General features: G+C 33.6%; 19 protein-coding genes and 1 other annotated feature. All 19 genes read left to right on the top strand.

Annotation, left to right across the window (positions count from 1 at the left end):
• Nucleotides 1-350: 350 nt before the first annotated feature.
• A complete protein-coding gene (gene mreC, locus BK821_RS10245; protein WP_046836639.1) occupies nt 351-1,193 on the top strand; it encodes a rod shape-determining protein MreC in 843 nt (280 codons plus the stop codon).
• The gene (gene mreD / locus BK821_RS10240) at nt 1,193-1,717 is read left to right on the top strand and encodes a rod shape-determining protein MreD (protein WP_046836638.1); all 525 of its coding nucleotides are present in this window, start codon (nt 1,193-1,195) and stop codon (nt 1,715-1,717) included. The genes mreC and mreD overlap by 1 nt, the downstream gene beginning before the upstream one ends.
• Before the next feature lie 30 nt (nt 1,718-1,747).
• Nucleotides 1,748-1,821: a sequence feature (ribosomal protein L21 leader region), on the top strand.
• A gap of 12 nt (nt 1,822-1,833) precedes the next feature.
• Nucleotides 1,834-2,142, top strand: coding sequence for a 50S ribosomal protein L21 (gene rplU / locus BK821_RS10235; RefSeq protein ID WP_046836637.1), 309 nt, complete (start codon nt 1,834-1,836; stop codon nt 2,140-2,142).
• 2 nt (nt 2,143-2,144) lie between these two features.
• Complete coding sequence (locus tag BK821_RS10230; RefSeq protein ID WP_046836636.1) at nt 2,145-2,465, top strand: ribosomal-processing cysteine protease Prp; 321 nt, start codon at nt 2,145-2,147, stop codon at nt 2,463-2,465.
• An 11-nt stretch (nt 2,466-2,476) separates the two neighbouring features.
• Complete coding sequence (gene rpmA, locus BK821_RS10225) at nt 2,477-2,761, top strand: 50S ribosomal protein L27 (protein WP_046836635.1); 285 nt, start codon at nt 2,477-2,479, stop codon at nt 2,759-2,761.
• 129 nt (nt 2,762-2,890) lie between these two features.
• Nucleotides 2,891-4,192 carry a GTPase ObgE gene (obgE, locus tag BK821_RS10220; RefSeq protein ID WP_071331630.1) on the top strand — a complete coding sequence of 434 codons (1,302 nt, stop codon included), beginning with the start codon at nt 2,891-2,893 and terminating at the stop codon, nt 4,190-4,192.
• Nucleotides 4,193-4,203: 11 nt separating this feature from the next.
• Nucleotides 4,204-4,659, top strand: coding sequence for an ACT domain-containing protein (locus BK821_RS10215; protein WP_046836633.1), 456 nt, complete (start codon nt 4,204-4,206; stop codon nt 4,657-4,659).
• A 12-nt stretch (nt 4,660-4,671) separates the two neighbouring features.
• Nucleotides 4,672-5,274, top strand: a complete 603-nt coding sequence (ruvA, locus tag BK821_RS10210; protein ID WP_046836632.1) for a Holliday junction branch migration protein RuvA — start codon at nt 4,672-4,674, stop codon at nt 5,272-5,274.
• Between the two features lie 36 nt (nt 5,275-5,310).
• Nucleotides 5,311-6,312 (top strand): Holliday junction branch migration DNA helicase RuvB, encoded by a 1,002-nt coding sequence (ruvB, locus tag BK821_RS10205; protein WP_046836631.1) that lies wholly within the window; start codon nt 5,311-5,313, stop codon nt 6,310-6,312.
• Nucleotide 6,313: 1 nt separating this feature from the next.
• Nucleotides 6,314-7,339, top strand: a complete 1,026-nt coding sequence (gene queA / locus BK821_RS10200) for a tRNA preQ1(34) S-adenosylmethionine ribosyltransferase-isomerase QueA (protein WP_046836630.1) — start codon at nt 6,314-6,316, stop codon at nt 7,337-7,339.
• A 20-nt stretch (nt 7,340-7,359) separates the two neighbouring features.
• Entirely contained in the window at nt 7,360-8,499 is a 1,140-nt protein-coding gene (tgt, locus tag BK821_RS10195) for a tRNA guanosine(34) transglycosylase Tgt (RefSeq protein ID WP_046836629.1), read from the top strand.
• A gap of 17 nt (nt 8,500-8,516) precedes the next feature.
• Nucleotides 8,517-8,777, top strand: a complete 261-nt coding sequence (gene yajC, locus BK821_RS10190; RefSeq protein ID WP_046836628.1) for a preprotein translocase subunit YajC — start codon at nt 8,517-8,519, stop codon at nt 8,775-8,777.
• 366 nt (nt 8,778-9,143) lie between these two features.
• Entirely contained in the window at nt 9,144-11,420 is a 2,277-nt protein-coding gene (gene secDF / locus BK821_RS10185) for a protein translocase subunit SecDF (protein ID WP_046836627.1), read from the top strand.
• A 232-nt stretch (nt 11,421-11,652) separates the two neighbouring features.
• Nucleotides 11,653-13,932, top strand: a complete 2,280-nt coding sequence (gene recJ / locus BK821_RS10180; protein ID WP_071331629.1) for a single-stranded-DNA-specific exonuclease RecJ — start codon at nt 11,653-11,655, stop codon at nt 13,930-13,932.
• 12 nt (nt 13,933-13,944) lie between these two features.
• Complete coding sequence (locus BK821_RS10175) at nt 13,945-14,463, top strand: adenine phosphoribosyltransferase (protein ID WP_046836625.1); 519 nt, start codon at nt 13,945-13,947, stop codon at nt 14,461-14,463.
• A 319-nt stretch (nt 14,464-14,782) separates the two neighbouring features.
• On the top strand, nt 14,783-16,972 hold the full coding sequence (locus BK821_RS10170) for a RelA/SpoT family protein (protein ID WP_046836624.1): 2,190 nt from the start codon (nt 14,783-14,785) through the stop codon (nt 16,970-16,972).
• Between the two features lie 13 nt (nt 16,973-16,985).
• A complete protein-coding gene (dtd, locus tag BK821_RS10165) occupies nt 16,986-17,438 on the top strand; it encodes a D-aminoacyl-tRNA deacylase (protein ID WP_046836623.1) in 453 nt (150 codons plus the stop codon).
• Nucleotides 17,435-18,310 (top strand): N-acetylmuramoyl-L-alanine amidase family protein, encoded by an 876-nt coding sequence (locus BK821_RS10160; RefSeq protein WP_071331628.1) that lies wholly within the window; start codon nt 17,435-17,437, stop codon nt 18,308-18,310. The genes dtd and BK821_RS10160 overlap by 4 nt, the downstream gene beginning before the upstream one ends.
• A gap of 333 nt (nt 18,311-18,643) precedes the next feature.
• A complete protein-coding gene (hisS, locus tag BK821_RS10155; RefSeq protein WP_046836621.1) occupies nt 18,644-19,912 on the top strand; it encodes a histidine--tRNA ligase in 1,269 nt (422 codons plus the stop codon).
• The last annotated feature ends 1 nt before the right edge of the window (nt 19,913 follow it).

Raw genomic sequence — 19,913 nt, 5'->3', positions numbered from 1 at the left:
TCATTGATTCTCAGTACAATAAAAAAATTGTAAAGAATGTATAAGAGATTAAAATGTGATGAGAGGCTTTGCAAAGTAGTAACTATAGTTGAACGATTGTATATAAATGTTTTGTTAAACTAATACTTTTTAATACACTATTGGCTATAGATATTGTTATAATAATTATCAGATAACTCAAATTGCACCTTAAATACGTTTTGGAAATTTGAAGTTACTTTTAAAAATGATCATTTAAAATAAAAATGATCTTTTATTGAGTATTATTAGGGTTCGTGCTTTATTTCGGGCTATTAGTAATATAAAATGATAAGAGAACATAAAATAGTTGGTTAATAGAGGTGTTAAGGTTGTCAAAGTTTTTTAAAAACAACAAATTGATTGTTATTTTATGTGCAATCATAGTGTTTATAGCCTTAATTGGCGTGTCTTTACGTTCGCAAACACAATCACCGGTGGAACAATATGTTGGAGATTCTGTTGCTTTTGGACAAAGAGTGGTTAGTTATCCAGTACAATTTGTATCAGGATCTATAGGTACACTCTTTTCAAAAGAAAGTTCTAAAGAGCAATCTAGTAAGGTTAAACAATTAGAAGTGGAAAATGAAAGGCTCAAAGCAGAGAATAAGAAGTACAAAAAAGAGTTAGATATTGAAGATATATCTAAATTCGAACCTATCTCTAGCACGGTCCTATCAAGAAATCCAGACCAATGGATGAACACTTTAGTTATTAACCAAGGATCTAAAGATGGTATCCAAAAAAACATGGCTGTGTTGACATCTGAAGGCTTAGTTGGTCGTATTTCAAAAGTGAATCAGTTCTCATCACAAGTGGATTTAATTTCCACAAACACGCGTTCAAATCGCTTGTCTGTCAATATCCAACATAAAGGTAAAAATATTTTTGGTTTAATAGATCATTATGATACTAAAAATAATGAATTGGTGATTGCAGATATTAGCAACAAAAATAGTGTTAAAAAGGGCGATAAAGTTGTTACAAGTGGATTGGCTGATCAACTTCCTAGCAGTATATACATAGGTGAAGTATCTAAAGTTGAAAATGATCAATATGGTTTATCTAAAGAAGTGAGAGTGAAAACAGCAGCCAACTTATCTGATTTAAATCACGTATATGTCGCTAAAAGAAATCCTGAAACAATACCAAATAATGAAAGCGGGGATAATTAATGCGCGCATTATACTACTTTCTTATTGGTATTGTATTATTTTATATTGATACCGTGATTGGACTCGTTATACCAATGCACATAGGAGATAAGGATATTATCTTTGTGCCACACTTAACGTTTATGTATATTTTAATTGTCTGTGTATATAGAAGCTTTGGTGTCGCAATGGTTTTATCAGTAGTGCTGGGATTAATTACAGATCTCTATTTTGGCAGTTTTTATGGATTATACTTATTTGGTTATATTTTACTCGTTGTCATTATGGATTATTTCTTTAAAACATTTTATAGAGATAAGACGATGCTTTTTATCATTATCTTAGTTAGTACATTAATATTGGAAATTTATGTTGCAATTATCTATGCAATTTTAGGACTAATACAATTTGAATTCTTTAATTTTATTATTTTTAGATTAGTTCCTACATTTATAATCAATTTTATTTTACTTATTATTATGTTTCCGGTTATTACAAAATTTTTGGAAAATGTACAAATGAAGATTGACAGTAAGAATGGCTAATGCTAAAATGCAGTAGTTGAGTAGTTTACTAGCTACATACAACCGCTCAGATTCAGGTTCAAGTACATCTATGTCACCTGTATTTGGCGTGACTTATATTATAGGAGGTGCAAAGTATGTTTGCTATTATTGAAACAGGTGGAAAACAAGTTAAAGTCGAAGAAGGTCAAGAAATCTTCGTAGAAAAATTAGAAGTTAATGAAGGAGATTCATTCACTTTTGATAAAGTATTATTTGTAGGTGGAGACGCAGTTAAAGTTGGTGCGCCAACAGTTGAAGGTGCTTCAGTTTCTGCTACCGTTCAAAAACACGGTCGCGGTAAAAAAATCACTGTATTCACGTATAAACGTCGTAAAGACTCAAAACGTAAAAAAGGTCATCGTCAACCTTATACTAAATTAACTATCGACAAAATCAACGCATAATTATGATTACTGTTGATATTACATTGAACGATGCCGGTCAAGTCACTGACGTTATCATGGATGGCCATGCTGACCATGGTGATTACGGACATGATATCGTTTGTGCTGGTGCATCTGCAGTTCTATTCGGTAGTGTTAATGCTATAATGGGATTAACAAGTGAAAAGCCAGATATCGATTATAATGATGATGGTGGTCACTTTCATATCAGAAGTGTAGACACTAGCAATGAAAAAGCGCAATTAATTCTTCAAGCTATGTTAGTATCATTACAAACAATTGAAGAAGAATATAAAGAAAATATCAGACTAAATTATAAGTGAGGTGCAACCTAATGTTAAAGTTAAACTTACAATTCTTCTCATCTAAAAAAGGAATAAGTTCTACAAAAAACGGACGTGACTCAGAATCAAAACGTTTAGGAGCTAAACGTGCTGATGGTCAATACGTTTCAGGTGGTTCTATTTTATACCGTCAACGTGGTACAAAAATCTATCCTGGTGAAAATGTAGGTCGTGGTGGCGACGATACATTATTCGCTAAAATCGACGGCGTTGTTAAATTCGAACGCAAAGGTCGCGACAAAAAACAAGTTTCTGTTTACGCAGCAGCTGAGTAATTTTGTCAACGTTAACACCAGAAGTTATAACTTCTGGTGTTTATTTTTTGTCTTTATTTTCTAGTTATAAAGATAATGTTATAATATAAAAGATATGTTAAGAACAATTTTAGAAAAAGAGGTGAAATCATGTTTGTCGATCAAGTTAAAATATCACTTAAAGCAGGTGATGGCGGTAATGGTATCACAGCCTACCGCAGAGAAAAATATGTCCCATTCGGTGGTCCAGCTGGCGGCGATGGCGGTGACGGTGCATCAATTATATTTGAAGTTGATGAAGGTTTAAGAACTTTATTAGACTTTAGATACCAAACACATTTCAAAGCCAAAAGAGGCGACACTGGTCAAAGTAGTAATATGCATGGTAGAAATGCAGAAAATTTAATTTTAAAAGTACCCCCGGGCACTATAATTAAGAGCGTTGAAACTGAAGAAGTATTAGCTGATTTAGTTGAAGATGGTCAACGCGCTGTTGTAGCTAAAGGCGGCCGAGGTGGTCGAGGTAACTCTCGTTTTGCATCTCCAAGAAACCCGGCACCAGACTTTAGTGAGAATGGTGAACCAGGTGAAGAAATAGATGTTACATTAGAACTGAAATTATTAGCAGATGTAGGATTAGTTGGTTTCCCAAGTGTCGGAAAATCTACATTGCTTTCTATCGTTTCTAAAGCAAAACCTAAAATTGGTGCATACCACTTTACAACTATTAAACCCAACTTAGGTGTTGTTTCAACTAAAGACCAACGAAGCTTCGTAATGGCTGACTTACCTGGACTTATCGAAGGTGCATCTGACGGTGTGGGCTTAGGTCATCAATTTTTAAAACATGTTGAGCGTACTAAAGTCATCGTTCACATGATAGATATGAGTGGTTCAGAAGGACGTGATCCATATGAAGACTACAAAATCATCAATGACGAACTTAAAGCATATGAACACCGTTTAGAAGACAGACCACAAATCGTGGTTGCAAATAAAATGGATATGCCTAATTCAGAAGATAATTTAAAATTATTTAAGGAAGAATTGAATGATGACAGTATAAAAATTATTCCACTTTCTACATTTATGCATGACCATGTAGATGAACTTTTATATGCTATTGCGGACAAATTAGAAGAAGTAAAAGATATTGATTTCAGTAAAGATGAAGAGGAAGAGGAAGATTTAGGCATTAATAGAGTGTTGTATAAACATACACCAAGCCAAGATAACTTCACTATTACTAGAGACGATGATGCAGCATATGTTGTTAGCGGTAAAGCAATTGAAAGAATGTTTAAAATGACTGACTTCAATAGTGATCCTGCAGTACGCCGATTTGCACGTCAAATGCGTTCTATGGGCATTGATGAAGCGTTAAGAGCGCGTGGTTGTGAAAATGGCGATATTGTAAGAATACTTGGCGGAGAATTTGAATTTGTAGAATAGGAGTGCTGGAGATGGACAAAAAAGATTATAAAAAGTTTTACTTAATTAGAGAAGATGTGCTACCTGAATCTGTAGTAAAGACTCTAAAAATCAAAGACCTATTAAAAAATGATCCTTCCTTGTCCATATTTGAAGCAGTTAAACAATTCGATTTATCTAGAAGTGCATTTTATAAATATCGTGATACTATATTTCCCATAGATGAGAAAATGGAAGAGACGCGGGAGTTTACATTGATATTGTATGTCAATGATATCGTAGGTATGTTAGCGGGTGTCTTAAATACATTATCCAATTTGAACTTATCTGTACTGACAATCCATCAAAGTATTCCAATGGAAGGTAGAGCAACGATTACACTTTCGTTAGATGCTAAAGGGACAAATTTAGAAATTGATGATGTAATGGAAGCACTAAAAAAAGTTGAGCATGTTTCTAAAGTTGAATTAATTAGTATGACTATATAAGGAAGTGTAGACATGTACGCATATATCAAAGGCACATTAACAGAATTGAATCCAACCCACGTCGTTGTTGAAGCATCGGGAGTTGGTTTTGAAATTCAAACACCAAACTCATATCGTTTTCAAAAGTACATGGATAAAGAAGTCATTGTTCACACTTCTCTTATTGTAAGAGAAGATGCACAATTACTGTATGGATTCATTAACCAAGAAGAAAAAGATATGTTCCATAGTTTAATAAAAGTGACAGGTATTGGTCCGAAATCTGCATTAGCAATATTAGCCAGTAGTTCACCTAATGACGTTAAAATTGCCATCGAAAATGAAAATGATGCTTACTTGACCAAGTTTCCAGGTATTGGTAAAAAGACAGCGCGTCAAATTGTATTAGACCTTAAAGGAAAAGTACAAATTAACGATATTGATAGTAAACAAGCTTTAGAGTTAGGGGTGGATAGTAGCAGTGCTGCGCCAATTATCAACGAAGCATTACTTGCGCTTGAAGCATTAGGATACTCTAAACGCGAACTGACTAAAGTTGAGAAAGCATTGAATAAAGATTCGTTTGATTCGGTGGATGATGCTGTAAAAAGAGGTTTGCAATTACTTATATCATAGAACTAAAATTCATATTTTTAAAAAGGGGGTTAGGCAATGGATGATAGAATGGTAGACCAGTCTGTACATGAGGATGAATCATCATTTGAATTATCTTTGAGACCGACAAAGTTGCGTCAGTATATAGGACAATCTACGATTAAATCGAATTTAGAAGTGTTTATAAAAGCGGCTAAAATTCGACAAGAACCGTTAGACCATGTCTTATTATTTGGCCCCCCTGGCTTAGGTAAGACAACGTTATCGAATATTATTGCAAATGAGATGGAAGTTAATATTAGAACAATTTCAGGACCATCTGTAGAGCGTCCAGGTGATTTGGCAGCGATACTTTCTGGTTTGCAGCCGGGTGACGTTTTATTTATAGATGAAATTCATAGACTAAGTAGTGTTGTTGAAGAAGTATTGTATTCCGCAATGGAAGACTTCTTTTTAGATATTGTGATTGGTAAAGGTGAAGAAGCGAGAAGTATTCGTATAGATTTGCCTCCCTTCACATTAATTGGAGCAACAACAAGAGCTGGGAGTTTAACTGCACCATTGCGTGATAGATTTGGTGTTCATCTCAGATTAGAATACTATAAAGAACATGAATTGAAAGAAATTATTTTACGAACAACTGAAGTGCTCGGTACATCTATAGATGATGATAGTGCAATAGAATTAGCCAAGCGTAGCCGAGGGACTCCGAGAGTTGCCAACCGTCTTCTAAAACGTGTGAGAGATTTTCAACAAGTTAAAGAAGATGATTTAATCCATATTGATACTACAAAGCAGTCTTTACAGTTACTCCAAGTAGATGATGAAGGCTTAGACTATATCGATCATAAGATGATGAATTGCATAATCAACCAATATAAAGGTGGACCAGTTGGTTTAGATACAATTGCGGTGTCTATTGGTGAAGAACGTGTAACCATTGAAGATGTATATGAACCATTTTTAATTCAAAAAGGCTTTATTGAACGTACACCAAGAGGACGTAAAGCAACTGCTTATGCATTTGAACATTTTAGCAAGAATGAAAAGAGGGAATAAGTTGGATATTGAAGCATTTGATTACCATTTGCCTGAAAGGTTAATTGCGCAAACGCCTTTAAAAAATAGAGATGAGAGTAGATTGCTTGTTCTAGGCAGAAAATCAGGTAATATTGAACATAAACAATTTAAAAATGTAATTGATCACTTAGAAAGTGGTGACACTCTTGTACTAAATGATACAAGAGTTATGCCGGCCCGATTATTTGGTTTAAAAGAAGATACAGGTGCAAAAGTGGAAATGCTTATGCTTACTCAAATAGAGGGAAATGACTGGGAAGTATTATTAAAGCCAGCCAAGAGAATTAGAATAGGTAACAAGTTGTCATTTGGAGAGGGCAAAATTGTTGCTGAATGTATTGAAGAGTTAGACCAAGGTGGTCGCATTATGCGATTACATTATGAAGGTATCTTGCAAGAGCGTTTAGATGAACTTGGAGAAATGCCTTTACCACCATATATTAAAGAACGTTTAGACGATCCTGATCGTTATCAAACAGTATATGCTAAGGCAACTGGATCTGCAGCTGCACCAACAGCAGGATTACATTTTACAGATGATTTGTTAAATCAAATTAAAGCTAAAGGTATTCATATTGCTTTTATAACCTTGCATGTTGGATTAGGTACCTTTAGACCTGTAAGCGTTGATAATATTGACGACCACGAAATGCATAGTGAATACTATCAAATGGATGAAGATACAGCGAAATTATTAAATGAAACGAAAGCAAATGGGAAAAGAATCATCTCGGTTGGTACCACGTCAACTCGAACATTAGAAACAATTATGCAATCCAATGATCAATTTGTGGCTAAAAGTGGATGGACTGATATATTTATCTTCCCTGGATTTGAGTATAAGGCAATAGATGGTTTGATTACTAACTTCCATTTACCCAAATCGACATTAGTTATGCTAGTTTCAGCTTTTAGTACAAGAGATTTTATAATCAATGCATATCAACAAGCTGTAGAGGCTGAATATAGATTCTTTAGTTTTGGAGATGCAATGTTAATTATTTAGGGAATGAAAGGAGATTTTTTATGCCAGCCGTTACATATGAGCATATAAAAACCTGTAAGCAATCTGGAGCTAGATTAGGAATTGTGCATACACCACATGGTTCATTTGAAACACCAATGTTTATGCCTGTAGGTACTAAAGCAACAGTTAAAACAATGAGTCCTGAAGAATTACATCAAATGGAGTCTAAAATCATTTTAGGAAACACATATCATTTGTGGTTACAACCAGGAAATGATATTATCAAAAAGAGTGGGGGCTTACATCAGTTTATGAACTGGAACGGTCCTATACTGACTGACTCTGGTGGTTTCCAAGTATTTAGTTTAAGTAACCTGAGAAATATTACTGAAAAAGGCGTAGAGTTTCGTCATCATACTAATGGATCTAAATTATTCTTGAGTCCTGAGAAATCAATGCAAATTCAAAATGATTTAGGTTCAGATATTATGATGGCTTTTGACGAATGCCCGCCAATGCCTGCTGAATACAAATATGTGAAAGATTCTATTGAGAGAACTACAAGATGGGCTGAAAGATGCCTTGAAGCACATAAGAGACCCGAAGATCAAGCTTTATTTGGCATTATCCAAGGTGGAGAATATAAAGACTTGCGTCAGCAAAGTGCTGAAGATTTAGTAGCTTTAGATTTTCCAGGATACGCAATTGGTGGCTTATCCGTTGGAGAACCAAAACCGGTAATGTACGATATGGTACAACACACTGAACAATTTATGCCTAAGGATAAACCACGTTACTTAATGGGCGTTGGCTCACCTGATGCTTTAATCGAGTGTAGTATCCGCGGGATGGACATGTTTGATTGTGTATTACCAACGCGTATTGCACGTAATGGTACATGTATGACATCACATGGTCGGTTAACTGTTAAAAATGCCAAATATGCGGATGATTTACGTCCGATTGATGATAATTGTGACTGCTATGCTTGTAAAAATTACAGTAGAGCTTACATAAGACATTTAATCAAAGCAGAAGAGACTTTTGGTATCCGTCTTACTACTTATCATAATTTACATTTTCTGCTTAAATTAATGGAAAATATCCGTCAAGCTATCCGTGAAGATCGTCTTCTTGATTTTAAAGAAGAATTTTTCGAGCAGTATGGACTTAATGTAGAGAACCCCAAAAACTTTTAAAAGGGAGAAATAAAATCATGCAATTTACTTCATTGATATTACCAATTTTATTATTAGTATTAATGTGGTTCTTCTTAATTAGACCACAACAGAAAAAGGCTAAAGAGCATCGTGAAATGATTAGTCAAGTAAGTTCAGGACAACATGTAACTACAATTGGTGGTATTAAAGGTACTGTTCGTAGTGTAGATGAAACTACAGTAGTATTAACTTTAAACAGTAATGGTACTGAAATCACTTTAGAAAAGCCAGCTATTAAGCAAGTAGATCCATCATAATTAAGTAAAGAACTAATGTTAAACATTAGTTCTTTTTTTGTATCGGAATTTAAGCAGTTGTTAACATATAAGATTGGCACTTTTACTTTAATCGTAAATAGGGTATATAGTGTTATACTTTAACAAGGTTATTGGTGAGCGTACCAAGATTGTTTATTATGTAGTTAAAGTTTATGAAACATCTTCTTTAAATAAACCGCTTACACCGAAAAGTTATATGCAAAACCATTGAGTTAGTTTTTACCTACGATGTAATATGTTAAGATATATAAGGTTGTTTAGAAGAATAATATGATTTTATTAAGCTTGCATTATATTGAGTCAATCAAGTATTCTTATAAAATAAGCTTACAATGAGGTGTTCAAGTGAAGAAAAGTAGTAGAATAGTTGCATTTATATTACTTGTAGTTCTTTTGTTTGCAGGCATGGGACTTACATATAAGAATGTAATTAAAGACGTCAATCTTGGTTTGGATTTACAAGGTGGTTTTGAAGTCTTATATCAAGTAGATCCTTTGCAAAAAGGTGATAAAATAGACGAAAAAGCGGTGAAAGCTACGGCTAAAACGCTTGAAAATCGTGTAAACGTATTAGGAGTATCAGAACCAAAAATTCAGGTCGAAGATAAGAATAGAATTCGTGTGCAACTTGCGGGGGTTAAAAACCAATCTCAAGCACGTGAAATATTATCTTCCCAAGCTAATTTAACAATTAGAGATGCGGATGACAAAGTTAAATTAACTGGTAAAGACATTCAACAAGGTTCTGCAAAACAAGAATTCAAGCAAAACACAAATCAACCTGCAGTTACTTTTAAATTAAAAGATAGTGATAAATTTAAAAAAGTAACAGAAGAAATTTCTAAAAAAGATGAAAACGTGATGGTCGTTTGGTTAGATCATGAAAAAGGTGATACTTACCAAAAGGAAAAAAATAAAAAAGATCCTAAATATGTTTCGGCTGCATCAGTTGATAAACCTATCAATTCCGACAGTGTAGAGATATCTGGTGGATTTAACGGCGAAAAAGGCGTTCAAAAAGCAAAACAAATTGCTGACTTATTAAATTCTGGCTCATTACCAGTAGATTTGAATGAAATATATTCAAATTCAGTAGGCGCACAATTTGGACAAGATGCTTTAGATAAAACAGTATTAGCAGCAGTTATAGGTATTGCAGTTATTTACCTGTTTATGCTAGGCTTTTATCGTTTGCCTGGTTTAGTAGCAGTCATCGCGTTAACTGCTTATATTTATTTAACATTATTAGCATTTAACTTTATATCTGGGGTCTTAACGTTGCCTGGTTTAGCAGCTTTAGTACTCGGTGTAGGTATGGCAGTCGATGCTAACATCATTATGTATGAGCGGATAAAAGATGAGCTGAAAATAGGACGGACGCTTAAACAAGCGTACAAAAAAGCCAATAAGAGTTCCTTCTTAACGATTTTCGATGCGCAGTTAACTACTGTAATTGCAGCGGCAGTACTGTTCTTCTTCGGTGAAAGTTCAGTTAAAGGTTTCGCAACAATGTTACTCTTAGGCATTTTAATGATATTTGTGACGGCAGTATTTTTATCTAGATGGTTATTGTCATTACTTGTTTCTTCTAACTTCTTTAAAAAATCAAATTGGCTATTTGGTGTAAATAAAAAGGATACCTTTGATATTAATCAAGGTAAAGAAATACATGATTTGAAAACACCATATGAGCGTATTAATTTTATGAAGTTAGCCAAGCCATTACTATCACTGAGTATTATTATTTTGATACTTGGTGCAATTGTACTCTTTATCTTCAGATTAAATCTTGGTATTGATTTTACAAGTGGTACACGTGTAGACTTCGAGTCAGATCAAAAAGTTTCTGATGACAAAGTGACTCAAGTATTAAAAGATAAGCATTTCGAACCAGACCAAGTTTCAATCGGTGAAAAGGGCAAAAATGTTTCGGTACAATTTAAAAATGCTTTATCTAAAGATGATGTGGCTAAAATTAAAGACACTGTAGATAGTAGCTTTGGACATGATCCAACGGTTAATACAGTTTCACCTGTTATAGGACAAGAACTAGCTAAAAATGCAATGCTTGCCTTAATATATGCAGCGATAGGTATCATTATCTATATTACATTTAGATTCGAATGGCGTATGGGCTTGTCTTCTATTCTTTCTTTACTGCATGACGCATTTATGATTGTGGCAGTCTTCAGTTTGTTTAGACTTGAAGTTGACATTACATTTATTGCTGCAGTATTAACGATTATAGGTTACTCTATTAATGATACGATAGTAACCTTTGATAGGGTCCGGGAAAACTTACACAAAGTGAAAGTGATTACGGACAAAGCGCAAATTGATGATATTGTGAACAGATCAATTCGTCAAACGATGACACGTTCCATTAATACAGTGCTCACTGTAGTTATAGTTGTTATCTCGTTATTGATTTTTGGTGCACCAAGTATTTTTAATTTCTCATTAGCATTATTAATAGGATTAATCACAGGTGTATTTTCATCTGTATTTATTGCAGTACCGCTATGGGGCATTATGAAAAAACGTCAACTTAAAAAATCAGAAGATAACAAATTAGTAGTATATAAAGAGAAAAAATCAAATGATGAAAAAATTGTAGTTTAATTATTTTAATTTTTTGAGAGGTATAAAGGTTATAATTCATGTTAATCATGAATTATAGCCTTTTATTTTTGGGTTTAGTTATTGAGTGGCGAAGAAAGTAGAATTGCTTAGATGAATCAATCATAGTTCATATTTGGAGTATTGTATTATTTCTTATACATACTTAAATGTAAGTACTTTTTATTTTGGGTTATCTTTTGTATAATTGCTTGTGGAAATGAGGGAGAATAGTATGATTAAATCAAAGTATACTTGGGACGTTAATTCACCCGAAACTGAGATTACAGAGGATGTTTCGTCAGATTTAAAACTAACTCCTATTGTAAAAAAAATCTTAGAAAGTAAAGGATTAACTGATAAATCATCAATTGCTGATGTACTTAATGGTAAGCAAATTGCACATGATCCATGGTTAATGAGCGATATGTCAAAAGCAGTTGAACGTATTAATTTAGCAATAGATGAAAATCAAAAGATTTTAGTCTATGGCGATTACGATGCTGATGGTGTCACATCGACTACAATTCTTGTCGATACTTTAAAAGAATTAGGTGCACATGTTGGATGGTACATACCTAATCGCTTTTCAGAAGGCTATGGGCCTAATGAAATGGCCTTTAAGAATGCTTATGATGAAGGTATTTCTTTAATTATAACTGTAGATAACGGTATCCAAGGACATGATGAAATTCAAATGGTTCAAGACTTAGGTGTAGATGTTATTGTGACAGATCATCATGAAATTGGTAAAACAATGCCTAATGCCTTTGCCATTGTGCATCCAATGCATCCAGAATATGAATATCCATTTCAATATTTATGTGGTGCAGGGGTAGCATATAAATTAGCCCAAACATTATTAGCACAACCACCCGCATATTTTCTTGGCTTAGTGGCTATTGGAACGATTGCTGACTTAGTATCTTTAACTGACGAAAACCGTTCGCTAGTACAAAAAGGTCTAGAAGTACTTAACGAACATTGCCCAGTTTCAATTAAAGCAATACTCAAACAAGCAGGTTATAATGATGAGATTACTGAAGAAACAATTGGTTTTATCATTGGCCCTCGACTCAATGCGGTTGGAAGATTAGAAGACGCTGCCTTAGCTGCAGAACTGTTAATGACTGAAACAGATGAAGAAGCAGAGTTTTTAGCAGAGCAGGTAGAATTCTTTAATCAAGAACGTAAAGATATCGTTGCACAAATTACCGACGAAGCATTACAGGTTGCTGAAACACAAGTACAAGATGGATCTAAATTCTTACTTTTAGCTCAACAAGACTGGCATGAAGGGGTACTAGGAATCGTAGCTTCAAAGGTTGTTGAAACCTATGGCTTACCTACGTTAATATTAAATATTGATGAAGCACAAAATCACGCAAAAGGATCAGCGCGTAGTATAGAACAGGTATCAATGTTTGATATCTTAACCGCACATGCAGACTTAATTAGTAAGTTTGGTGGTCACCATATGGCAGCAGGTGTCACGATGCCAATTGAAAATATTGAATCATTAAGACAAGGACTTAATCAATGGATGAATCAACTTGCTGAAACAACATCCTTAGAACCTCGAAAGAAAGTGGATGTGAAAATTTCTGAGTCTGATATTACTATTAAAAATATTCAAGACATACAAAGGTTACGTCCGTTTGGTACAGATTTTACAAGTCCTTGTTTTGAACTGGAAGACGTATTAGTGCATCAAGCTAAAGGTATTGGTCAAGAGCAGAAACATCTTAAACTCGTTATGGGTGAAAGTCAATTGCAAGCGATATTTTGGCAAAATGGACATCTTGTTAAAGAGTTGGGTGTGGAACAGCCAATCAATGTTATAGGTACATTACAAATTAATGAGTGGAATGGATTCCAGTCACCTCAATTTATGATTCAAGACTTAGCAAGTAATAATTTACAGATTTTAGATTACCGTAGTAAAAGTAAAGTTAATGAATTTGCACAAGACGCGACAGACGTTGCTTATTTAATCAATAAAAAGAGTGAAAAATTAAATGGTAATTACTATTATTATGGTGATGAGATTCAATCAAACTATAATAAATATGTATTTCGTGATTTGCCTTCTTCCATTGAAGAAATTAAAATAACATTAAAAATGGTAGATGTGTCGCAAATTTATCTCGTTTTAAATCATGAACACTCTGTTTATTTTGAAGGTATGCCTAAAATGGAAACATTTAAACAATGTTTTAAAGCATTGGCAACGAAAAAAGAAACAAATTTAGCACAAGATGGCATGCAACTCTGCCAATATTTAAACATTCAACCCAATATGCTTAAATTTATACTAAAAGTTTTTCTTGATTTAGGCTTTATAAAAGATGAAAATGGTATAATCAAAATGAATAACATTTCTGACAAAAGAGATATCGAATCGAGTAAGTTTTATCAAGGCCGACTCGAAAGAATACAAGTTGAAAAAATGTTACTTTATGAAGATTTTAATAACTTAAAACAGTGGATTAAATCGGAACTGATAGATAAATAGGAGGAAGTTTGTATGGATTTAAAACAATATGTGTCTGAAGTACAGGATTGGCCAAAACCAGGAGTGAACTTTAAAGATATAACAACAATTATGGATAATGGTGAGGCTTATGGCTATGCTACAGATCAAATTGTAAAATATGCGAAACAAAGAGATGTCGATGTGATTGTCGGACCGGAAGCTCGTGGCTTTATTATTGGGTGTCCGGTTGCTTATTCCATGGGTATCGGTTTTGCACCTGTAAGAAAAGAGGGCAAGCTTCCGCGTGAAGTGATTCGTTACGAATATGACTTAGAATATGGCACAAACGTATTAACAATGCACAAAGATGCAATTAAACCCGGTCAACGTGTTCTTATCACAGATGACTTATTAGCTACAGGTGGAACAATCGAAGCGGCTATTAAGCTTGTAGAAGAATTAGGTGGTATCGTTGTAGGTATTGCGTTTATTATTGAACTTAAGTATTTGAATGGTATTGAGAAAATTCAAGATTATGATGTTATGCGTTTAATTTCATATGATGAGTAATATCTAAAATTAAAAAAGTCAGATGAAACCATTTAAAAATGAGCTTTCATTTGGCTTTTCTTTTTTATGTTGTGTAAATTGTATGTGATTCTATGAAACAAAGAATAATAAAAGGTGAAATTTAACAACATTTTCTAATAGGTCCAATGAACTCGTTTATTTATTTAATGACATGTAGTATTATATAACTATTATACAAAATTTGACCTAAAATAAAGAAAGTACGTTATAATCGGAATTAAAAATAACTAGGTTAAGCGAATAAAATATTAAATTGGGTATTTAATAACAATTAATATTTAGTGTGGGGGTGTCTTAAGTGAACAATGAATATCCGTATAGTGCTGATGAAGTATTATCCAAAGCCAAATCATATTTATCTAAAGAAGATTATGAATATGTTTTAAAAAGTTACCATATTGCTTATGAGGCACATGAGGGTCAATTTCGCAAAAATGGTTTGCCTTATATCATGCATCCAATACAAGTTGCGGCTATTCTAACTGAAATGCATTTAGACGGGCCAACGATAGTTGCAGGATTTTTACATGATGTAATTGAAGATACACCGTATACATTTGATGATGTTAAGGGCATGTTTAACGAAGAAATTGCCATCATTGTAGAAGGTGTTACAAAATTAAAAAAAGTGAAATATCGTTCAAAAGAAGAGCAGCAGGCAGAAAATCATAGAAAATTATTTATTGCTATTGCTAAGGACGTACGTGTTATTTTAGTGAAATTAGCAGACCGTTTACATAATATGAGAACATTAAAAGCAATGGCTAGAGAAAAGCAAATTAGAATTTCTAAGGAAACTTTAGAAATCTATGCGCCATTAGCACATAGACTTGGTATCAATACAATAAAGTGGGAATTAGAAGATACATCTTTAAGATATATTGATAGCGTACAGTATTTTAGAATAGTCAATTTGATGAAAAAGAAACGTAGCGAACGAGAAGAGTATATTCAGAATGCTATTAATCGCATTGATGAAGATATGGCTAGTATGAATATCCAAGGAGATATTAATGGTAGACCAAAGCACATATATAGTATCTATAGAAAAATGGTTAAACAAAAGAAACAATTCGATCAGATATTTGATTTATTAGCCATAAGAGTTATAGTTAATTCTATTAACGATTGTTACGCTGTATTAGGTTTAGTGCATACACTTTGGAAACCGATGCCTGGTAGATTTAAAGATTATATCGCGATGCCAAAACAAAATATGTACCAATCTTTACATACAACGGTGGTAGGTCCAAATGGCGACCCACTAGAAATTCAAATACGCACATTTGAGATGCATGAAATAGCTGAACATGGTGTGGCAGCACATTGGGCATATAAAGAAGGCAAAAAAGTAACTGAAAAAAATAAAAATTTCAATAATAAATTGAATTGGCTCAAAGAACTAGCAGAAACAGATAATACTACTTCAGATGCTGAAGAATTTATGGAAACTTTAAAATTTGATTTACAAAGTGATAAAGTTTATGCATTTACTCCAGAAAGTGATGTTATTGAATTACCATATGGTGGTGTTCCTATCGATTTCGCTTATGCCATTCATAGTGAAGTCGGTAATAAAATGATTGGTGCTAAAGTGAACGGTAAGATTGAACCAATAGATTATGTACTCCAAACAGGAGATATTGTAGAGATAAGAACAAGCAAACATTCTTATGGGCCGAGTCGAGATTGGCTGAAAATAGTAAAATCTTCTAGCGCTAAAAGTAAAATTAGAAGTTTCTTTAAAAAACAAGATCGTTCTTCTAATATTGAAAAAGGTAAATTCATGGTGGAAGCTGAAATTAAAGATCATGGTTTCAGAGTAGATGATGTTTTAACAGATGAAAATATTGAAATTGTTAATGAAAAATATAATTTTGCAAATGAAGAAGATTTATTTGCAGCAGTAGGTTTTGGTGGCGTGACTGCATTACAAATTGTAAATAAATTAACAGAAAAGCAACGTATTCAAGATAAACAAAAAGCTTTAAATGAAGCTCAAGAAATCACCAAATCCGTTCCAATTAAGGATGATATTACAACAGATAGTGGAGTTTATGTAGAAGGTATAGAAAATGTATTGATTAAACTGTCAAAATGTTGTAATCCAATCCCTGGTGATGATATTGTAGGTTATATCACCAAAGGTCATGGTATCAAAGTACATAGAACGGATTGCCCTAACATTCAAAATGAAAAAGAACGACTTATACATGTTGAGTGGGTGCGTTCTAAAGACTCTACCCAACGTTATCAAGTAGATTTGGAAGTTTCTGCTTACGATAGAAATGGACTTTTGAACGAAGTTTTACAAGCAGTCAATTCAACACAGAGTAACTTGGTTAAAGTGTCCGGTCGATCAGATATTGATAAAAATGCGGTGATAAATATTAGCGTTATGGTAAAAAATGTAAATGAAGTTTACCAAGTTGTAGAAAAAATCAAACAACTCGGCGATGTTTATACTGTTACAAGAGTATGGAATTAGAGGTGCAGCATAGATGAAAATTGTAGTTCAAAAAGTTAAAGAAGCTTCAGTTTCTAATGAGAATATTGAAAATAAAATTAAAAAAGGCTATTGTCTGTTCGTTGGTATAGGGCGTGAGACTACGGAAGCTGATATTGAAACATTAGCTAAAAAAATAGTGAATGCCAGATTGTTTGAAGATGAAGATGGTAAATTAAATCTTAATATTCAACAAGTTGAAGGTGAGATTTTATCAATCTCACAGTTCACTTTATATGCTGATGTGAGAAAAGGAAATAGACCGGGTTTCACTCGTTCTATGCCTCCAGAGCAAGCTAATGCGTTTTATGAACAATTTAATAACGCGCTGCGTTCTTATGGATTAAATGTGTTAACAGGTCAATTTGGCACAGATATGTTAGTTAATATCGCTAATGATGGACCTGTAACTATTATTTATGAAAGTCAGGATGGCAAAATCGTATGAATAGAATCAATACTTGGTTAGAAAAACATAATCTTAGGAATTTCCCCACACTCATTGTCGTTGTAACATTTGTCGTTTTCGTTTTTATGATCATTTCTTTCTTAAATCATAATGATGAAGATAGTAGTACAATTTATGTTACAGAAGATACGGAATTAAGAACTGGACCTAGTCCAATTTATCCAGAAGTTAATTCAATCTACAAAGGACAAAACTTCCACAAAATAAGCAAAACAGGTAAATGGATTCAAGTTGAATCTAGTAATGGCAAAGAAAAAGGTTGGGTTGCAGGTTGGCATACGAATTTAAATATAGAGGCGGATGCTAACCCCAACGCTAAGCCTTTAAAGGATAAAATAATTGTACTTGACCCTGGTCACGGCGGAAGTGATCAAGGTGCTTCAAGTAATACAAAAAAGCATAGTAGGGAAAAGGTATACACTTTAAAAACTGCGAAAGAACTTAAATCACTTCTAGAAAAAGAAGGTGCAGTTGTTAATATGACACGTGAAGCGGATGAATATGTAACTCTCGAGCAACGTAATATTAAAGGTGATGCATATATTAGCATACATAATGACTCTCTCAAATCCGCTAAAGCTAATGGCAGCACGGTTTATTGGTATAAAGATAACCAAGAGGCTTTAGCAGAAACAATCAGTGCTACACTACAGAAGAAAGCGTTGTTGACGAGTAAAGGCGCTAGACAAGAAAACTACCAAGTATTGAGACAAACGGACGTTCCAGCAGTATTATTAGAATTAGGCTATATTAGCAATCCTACAGATGAAGATATGATTACGGATAAATTGCACCGCCACATACTTGAAAAAGCAGTTGTTGATGGATTACGTTCTTATTTCTCTGAATAAAAAGGTTGCATAATATTTGTAAAGTCGTTATTATTAAATATGAATTCTATATTAAAACCGTTAGTATTCTTGAAGTTTCTAAACGAAATAGGTAACATTTATCAAAATGTGAAGAGACATAATTCTAGGCTGAAAAATTATGCAGAGTAATTTAGAAATATAACACAAGAAGAGGTGCTTTATAATATAAAGCCGTGTAACGAACGTTATTCGTATGAAGTGGGTTATGAATAATATATTTGTAACCAATTAGGGTGGCAACACGGAAAATCGTCCCTTGTATGACTTATTAGTCATGCAAGGGTTTTTTTATTGCTTAAAAGGAGAGGTTCTATGATAAATATACCTAGAGGGACTCAAGATATATTACCAGAGGAAACAAAAAAATGGCGTTATATCGAATCAAAATTAAATGAATTGATGGAATTATATAACTATCAAGAAATTCGTACGCCAATATTCGAAAGCACTGAATTATTTGCACGCGGTGTCGGAGGTTCAACTGATGTTGTGCAAAAAGAAATGTATACATTCAAAGATAAGGGAGACCGTAGTATAACGTTGCGTCCTGAAGGTACGGCGGCAGTAGTACGTTCTTATATAGAAAATAAAATGCAAGGCCTTCCAAATCAACCTATCAAATTATATTATACGGGTCCTATGTTTCGTTATGAACGTAAACAAAAAGGGCGTTATCGTCAATTTACACAATTTGGTGTAGAGGCGATTGGTGCGGAAAATCCAGGGATTGATGCTGAAGTATTAGCAATGGCGATGCATATTTATCAGTCATTTGGTTTGAAACATTTAAAACTTGTTATTAATAGCATTGGAGATATGCATTCTCGTAAAGAATATAACGATGCGCTTGTGAAACACTTCGAACCTGTTATTGGTGATTTTTGTAGTGATTGTCAAAATAGACTTCACTCAAACCCAATGCGTATTTTGGATTGTAAAGTAGATAAAGATAAAGAAGCTATTAAAACTGCACCTCAGATTAGCGATTATTTAAATGAAGCATCTAAAGCATATTTTGATGAAGTGAAACAACATTTAGATGATTTAGGTATACCGTATGTGGTGGATCCTAATTTGGTAAGAGGTTTAGATTATTATACACATACTGCATTTGAACTTATGATGGATAACCCAAATTATGATGGTGCAATTACAACTTTATGTGGCGGCGGTCGTTATAATGGATTATTAGAATTATTAGATGGCCCAAACCAAACTGGTATTGGCTTTGCACTAAGTATTGAAAGACTATTACTTGCATTGAATGAAGAAGAAATTGAACTTGATATTGATAATGAATTTGATTTATTTGTAGTAACGATGGGCGATGCGGCAGATCGTTATGCAATTAAGCTATTGAACGATTTGCGTAAAAATGGCATTAAAGCGGATAAAGATTATATGTCTCGTAAAGTAAAAGGACAAATGAAGCAAGCGGATCGATTAAATGCGAATTATACGGTCGTCATCGGTGATCAAGAGCTAGAAAATAAAAATATTAATATTAAAAACATGCAATCAGGTGAAACTGAAATGATTCAATTAGATGGCATTGTCGATTATTTAAAAAATAAGGAGTAGA

Origin of the sequence: Staphylococcus sp. LCT-H4 (assembly GCF_001866145.1) — a bacterium.
GTDB classification, from domain to species: domain Bacteria; phylum Bacillota; class Bacilli; order Staphylococcales; family Staphylococcaceae; genus Staphylococcus; species Staphylococcus succinus.
The sequence above is the reverse complement of the archived record's forward strand: the minus strand, read 5'-3'. Positions and strand labels throughout refer to the sequence as shown.

Excerpts from the sequence above, each read along its gene's own strand:
- obgE (WP_071331630.1), top strand. The coding sequence starts at position 2,891 with ATGTTTGTCGATCAAGTTAAAATATCACTTAAAGCAGGTGATGGCGGT.
- ruvA (WP_046836632.1), top strand. The coding sequence starts at position 4,672 with ATGTACGCATATATCAAAGGCACATTAACAGAATTGAATCCAACCCAC.
- BK821_RS10175 (WP_046836625.1), top strand. The coding sequence starts at position 13,945 with ATGGATTTAAAACAATATGTGTCTGAAGTACAGGATTGGCCAAAACCA.
- hisS (WP_046836621.1), top strand. The coding sequence starts at position 18,644 with ATGATAAATATACCTAGAGGGACTCAAGATATATTACCAGAGGAAACA.
- rpmA (WP_046836635.1), top strand. The coding sequence starts at position 2,477 with ATGTTAAAGTTAAACTTACAATTCTTCTCATCTAAAAAAGGAATAAGT.
- yajC (WP_046836628.1), top strand. The coding sequence starts at position 8,517 with ATGCAATTTACTTCATTGATATTACCAATTTTATTATTAGTATTAATG.
- ruvB (WP_046836631.1), top strand. The coding sequence starts at position 5,311 with ATGGATGATAGAATGGTAGACCAGTCTGTACATGAGGATGAATCATCA.
- tgt (WP_046836629.1), top strand. The coding sequence starts at position 7,360 with ATGCCAGCCGTTACATATGAGCATATAAAAACCTGTAAGCAATCTGGA.
- recJ (WP_071331629.1), top strand. The coding sequence starts at position 11,653 with ATGATTAAATCAAAGTATACTTGGGACGTTAATTCACCCGAAACTGAG.
- dtd (WP_046836623.1), top strand. The coding sequence starts at position 16,986 with ATGAAAATTGTAGTTCAAAAAGTTAAAGAAGCTTCAGTTTCTAATGAG.
- BK821_RS10215 (WP_046836633.1), top strand. The coding sequence starts at position 4,204 with ATGGACAAAAAAGATTATAAAAAGTTTTACTTAATTAGAGAAGATGTG.
- BK821_RS10230 (WP_046836636.1), top strand. The coding sequence starts at position 2,145 with ATGATTACTGTTGATATTACATTGAACGATGCCGGTCAAGTCACTGAC.
- mreD (WP_046836638.1), top strand. The coding sequence starts at position 1,193 with ATGCGCGCATTATACTACTTTCTTATTGGTATTGTATTATTTTATATT.
- BK821_RS10160 (WP_071331628.1), top strand. The coding sequence starts at position 17,435 with ATGAATAGAATCAATACTTGGTTAGAAAAACATAATCTTAGGAATTTC.
- rplU (WP_046836637.1), top strand. The coding sequence starts at position 1,834 with ATGTTTGCTATTATTGAAACAGGTGGAAAACAAGTTAAAGTCGAAGAA.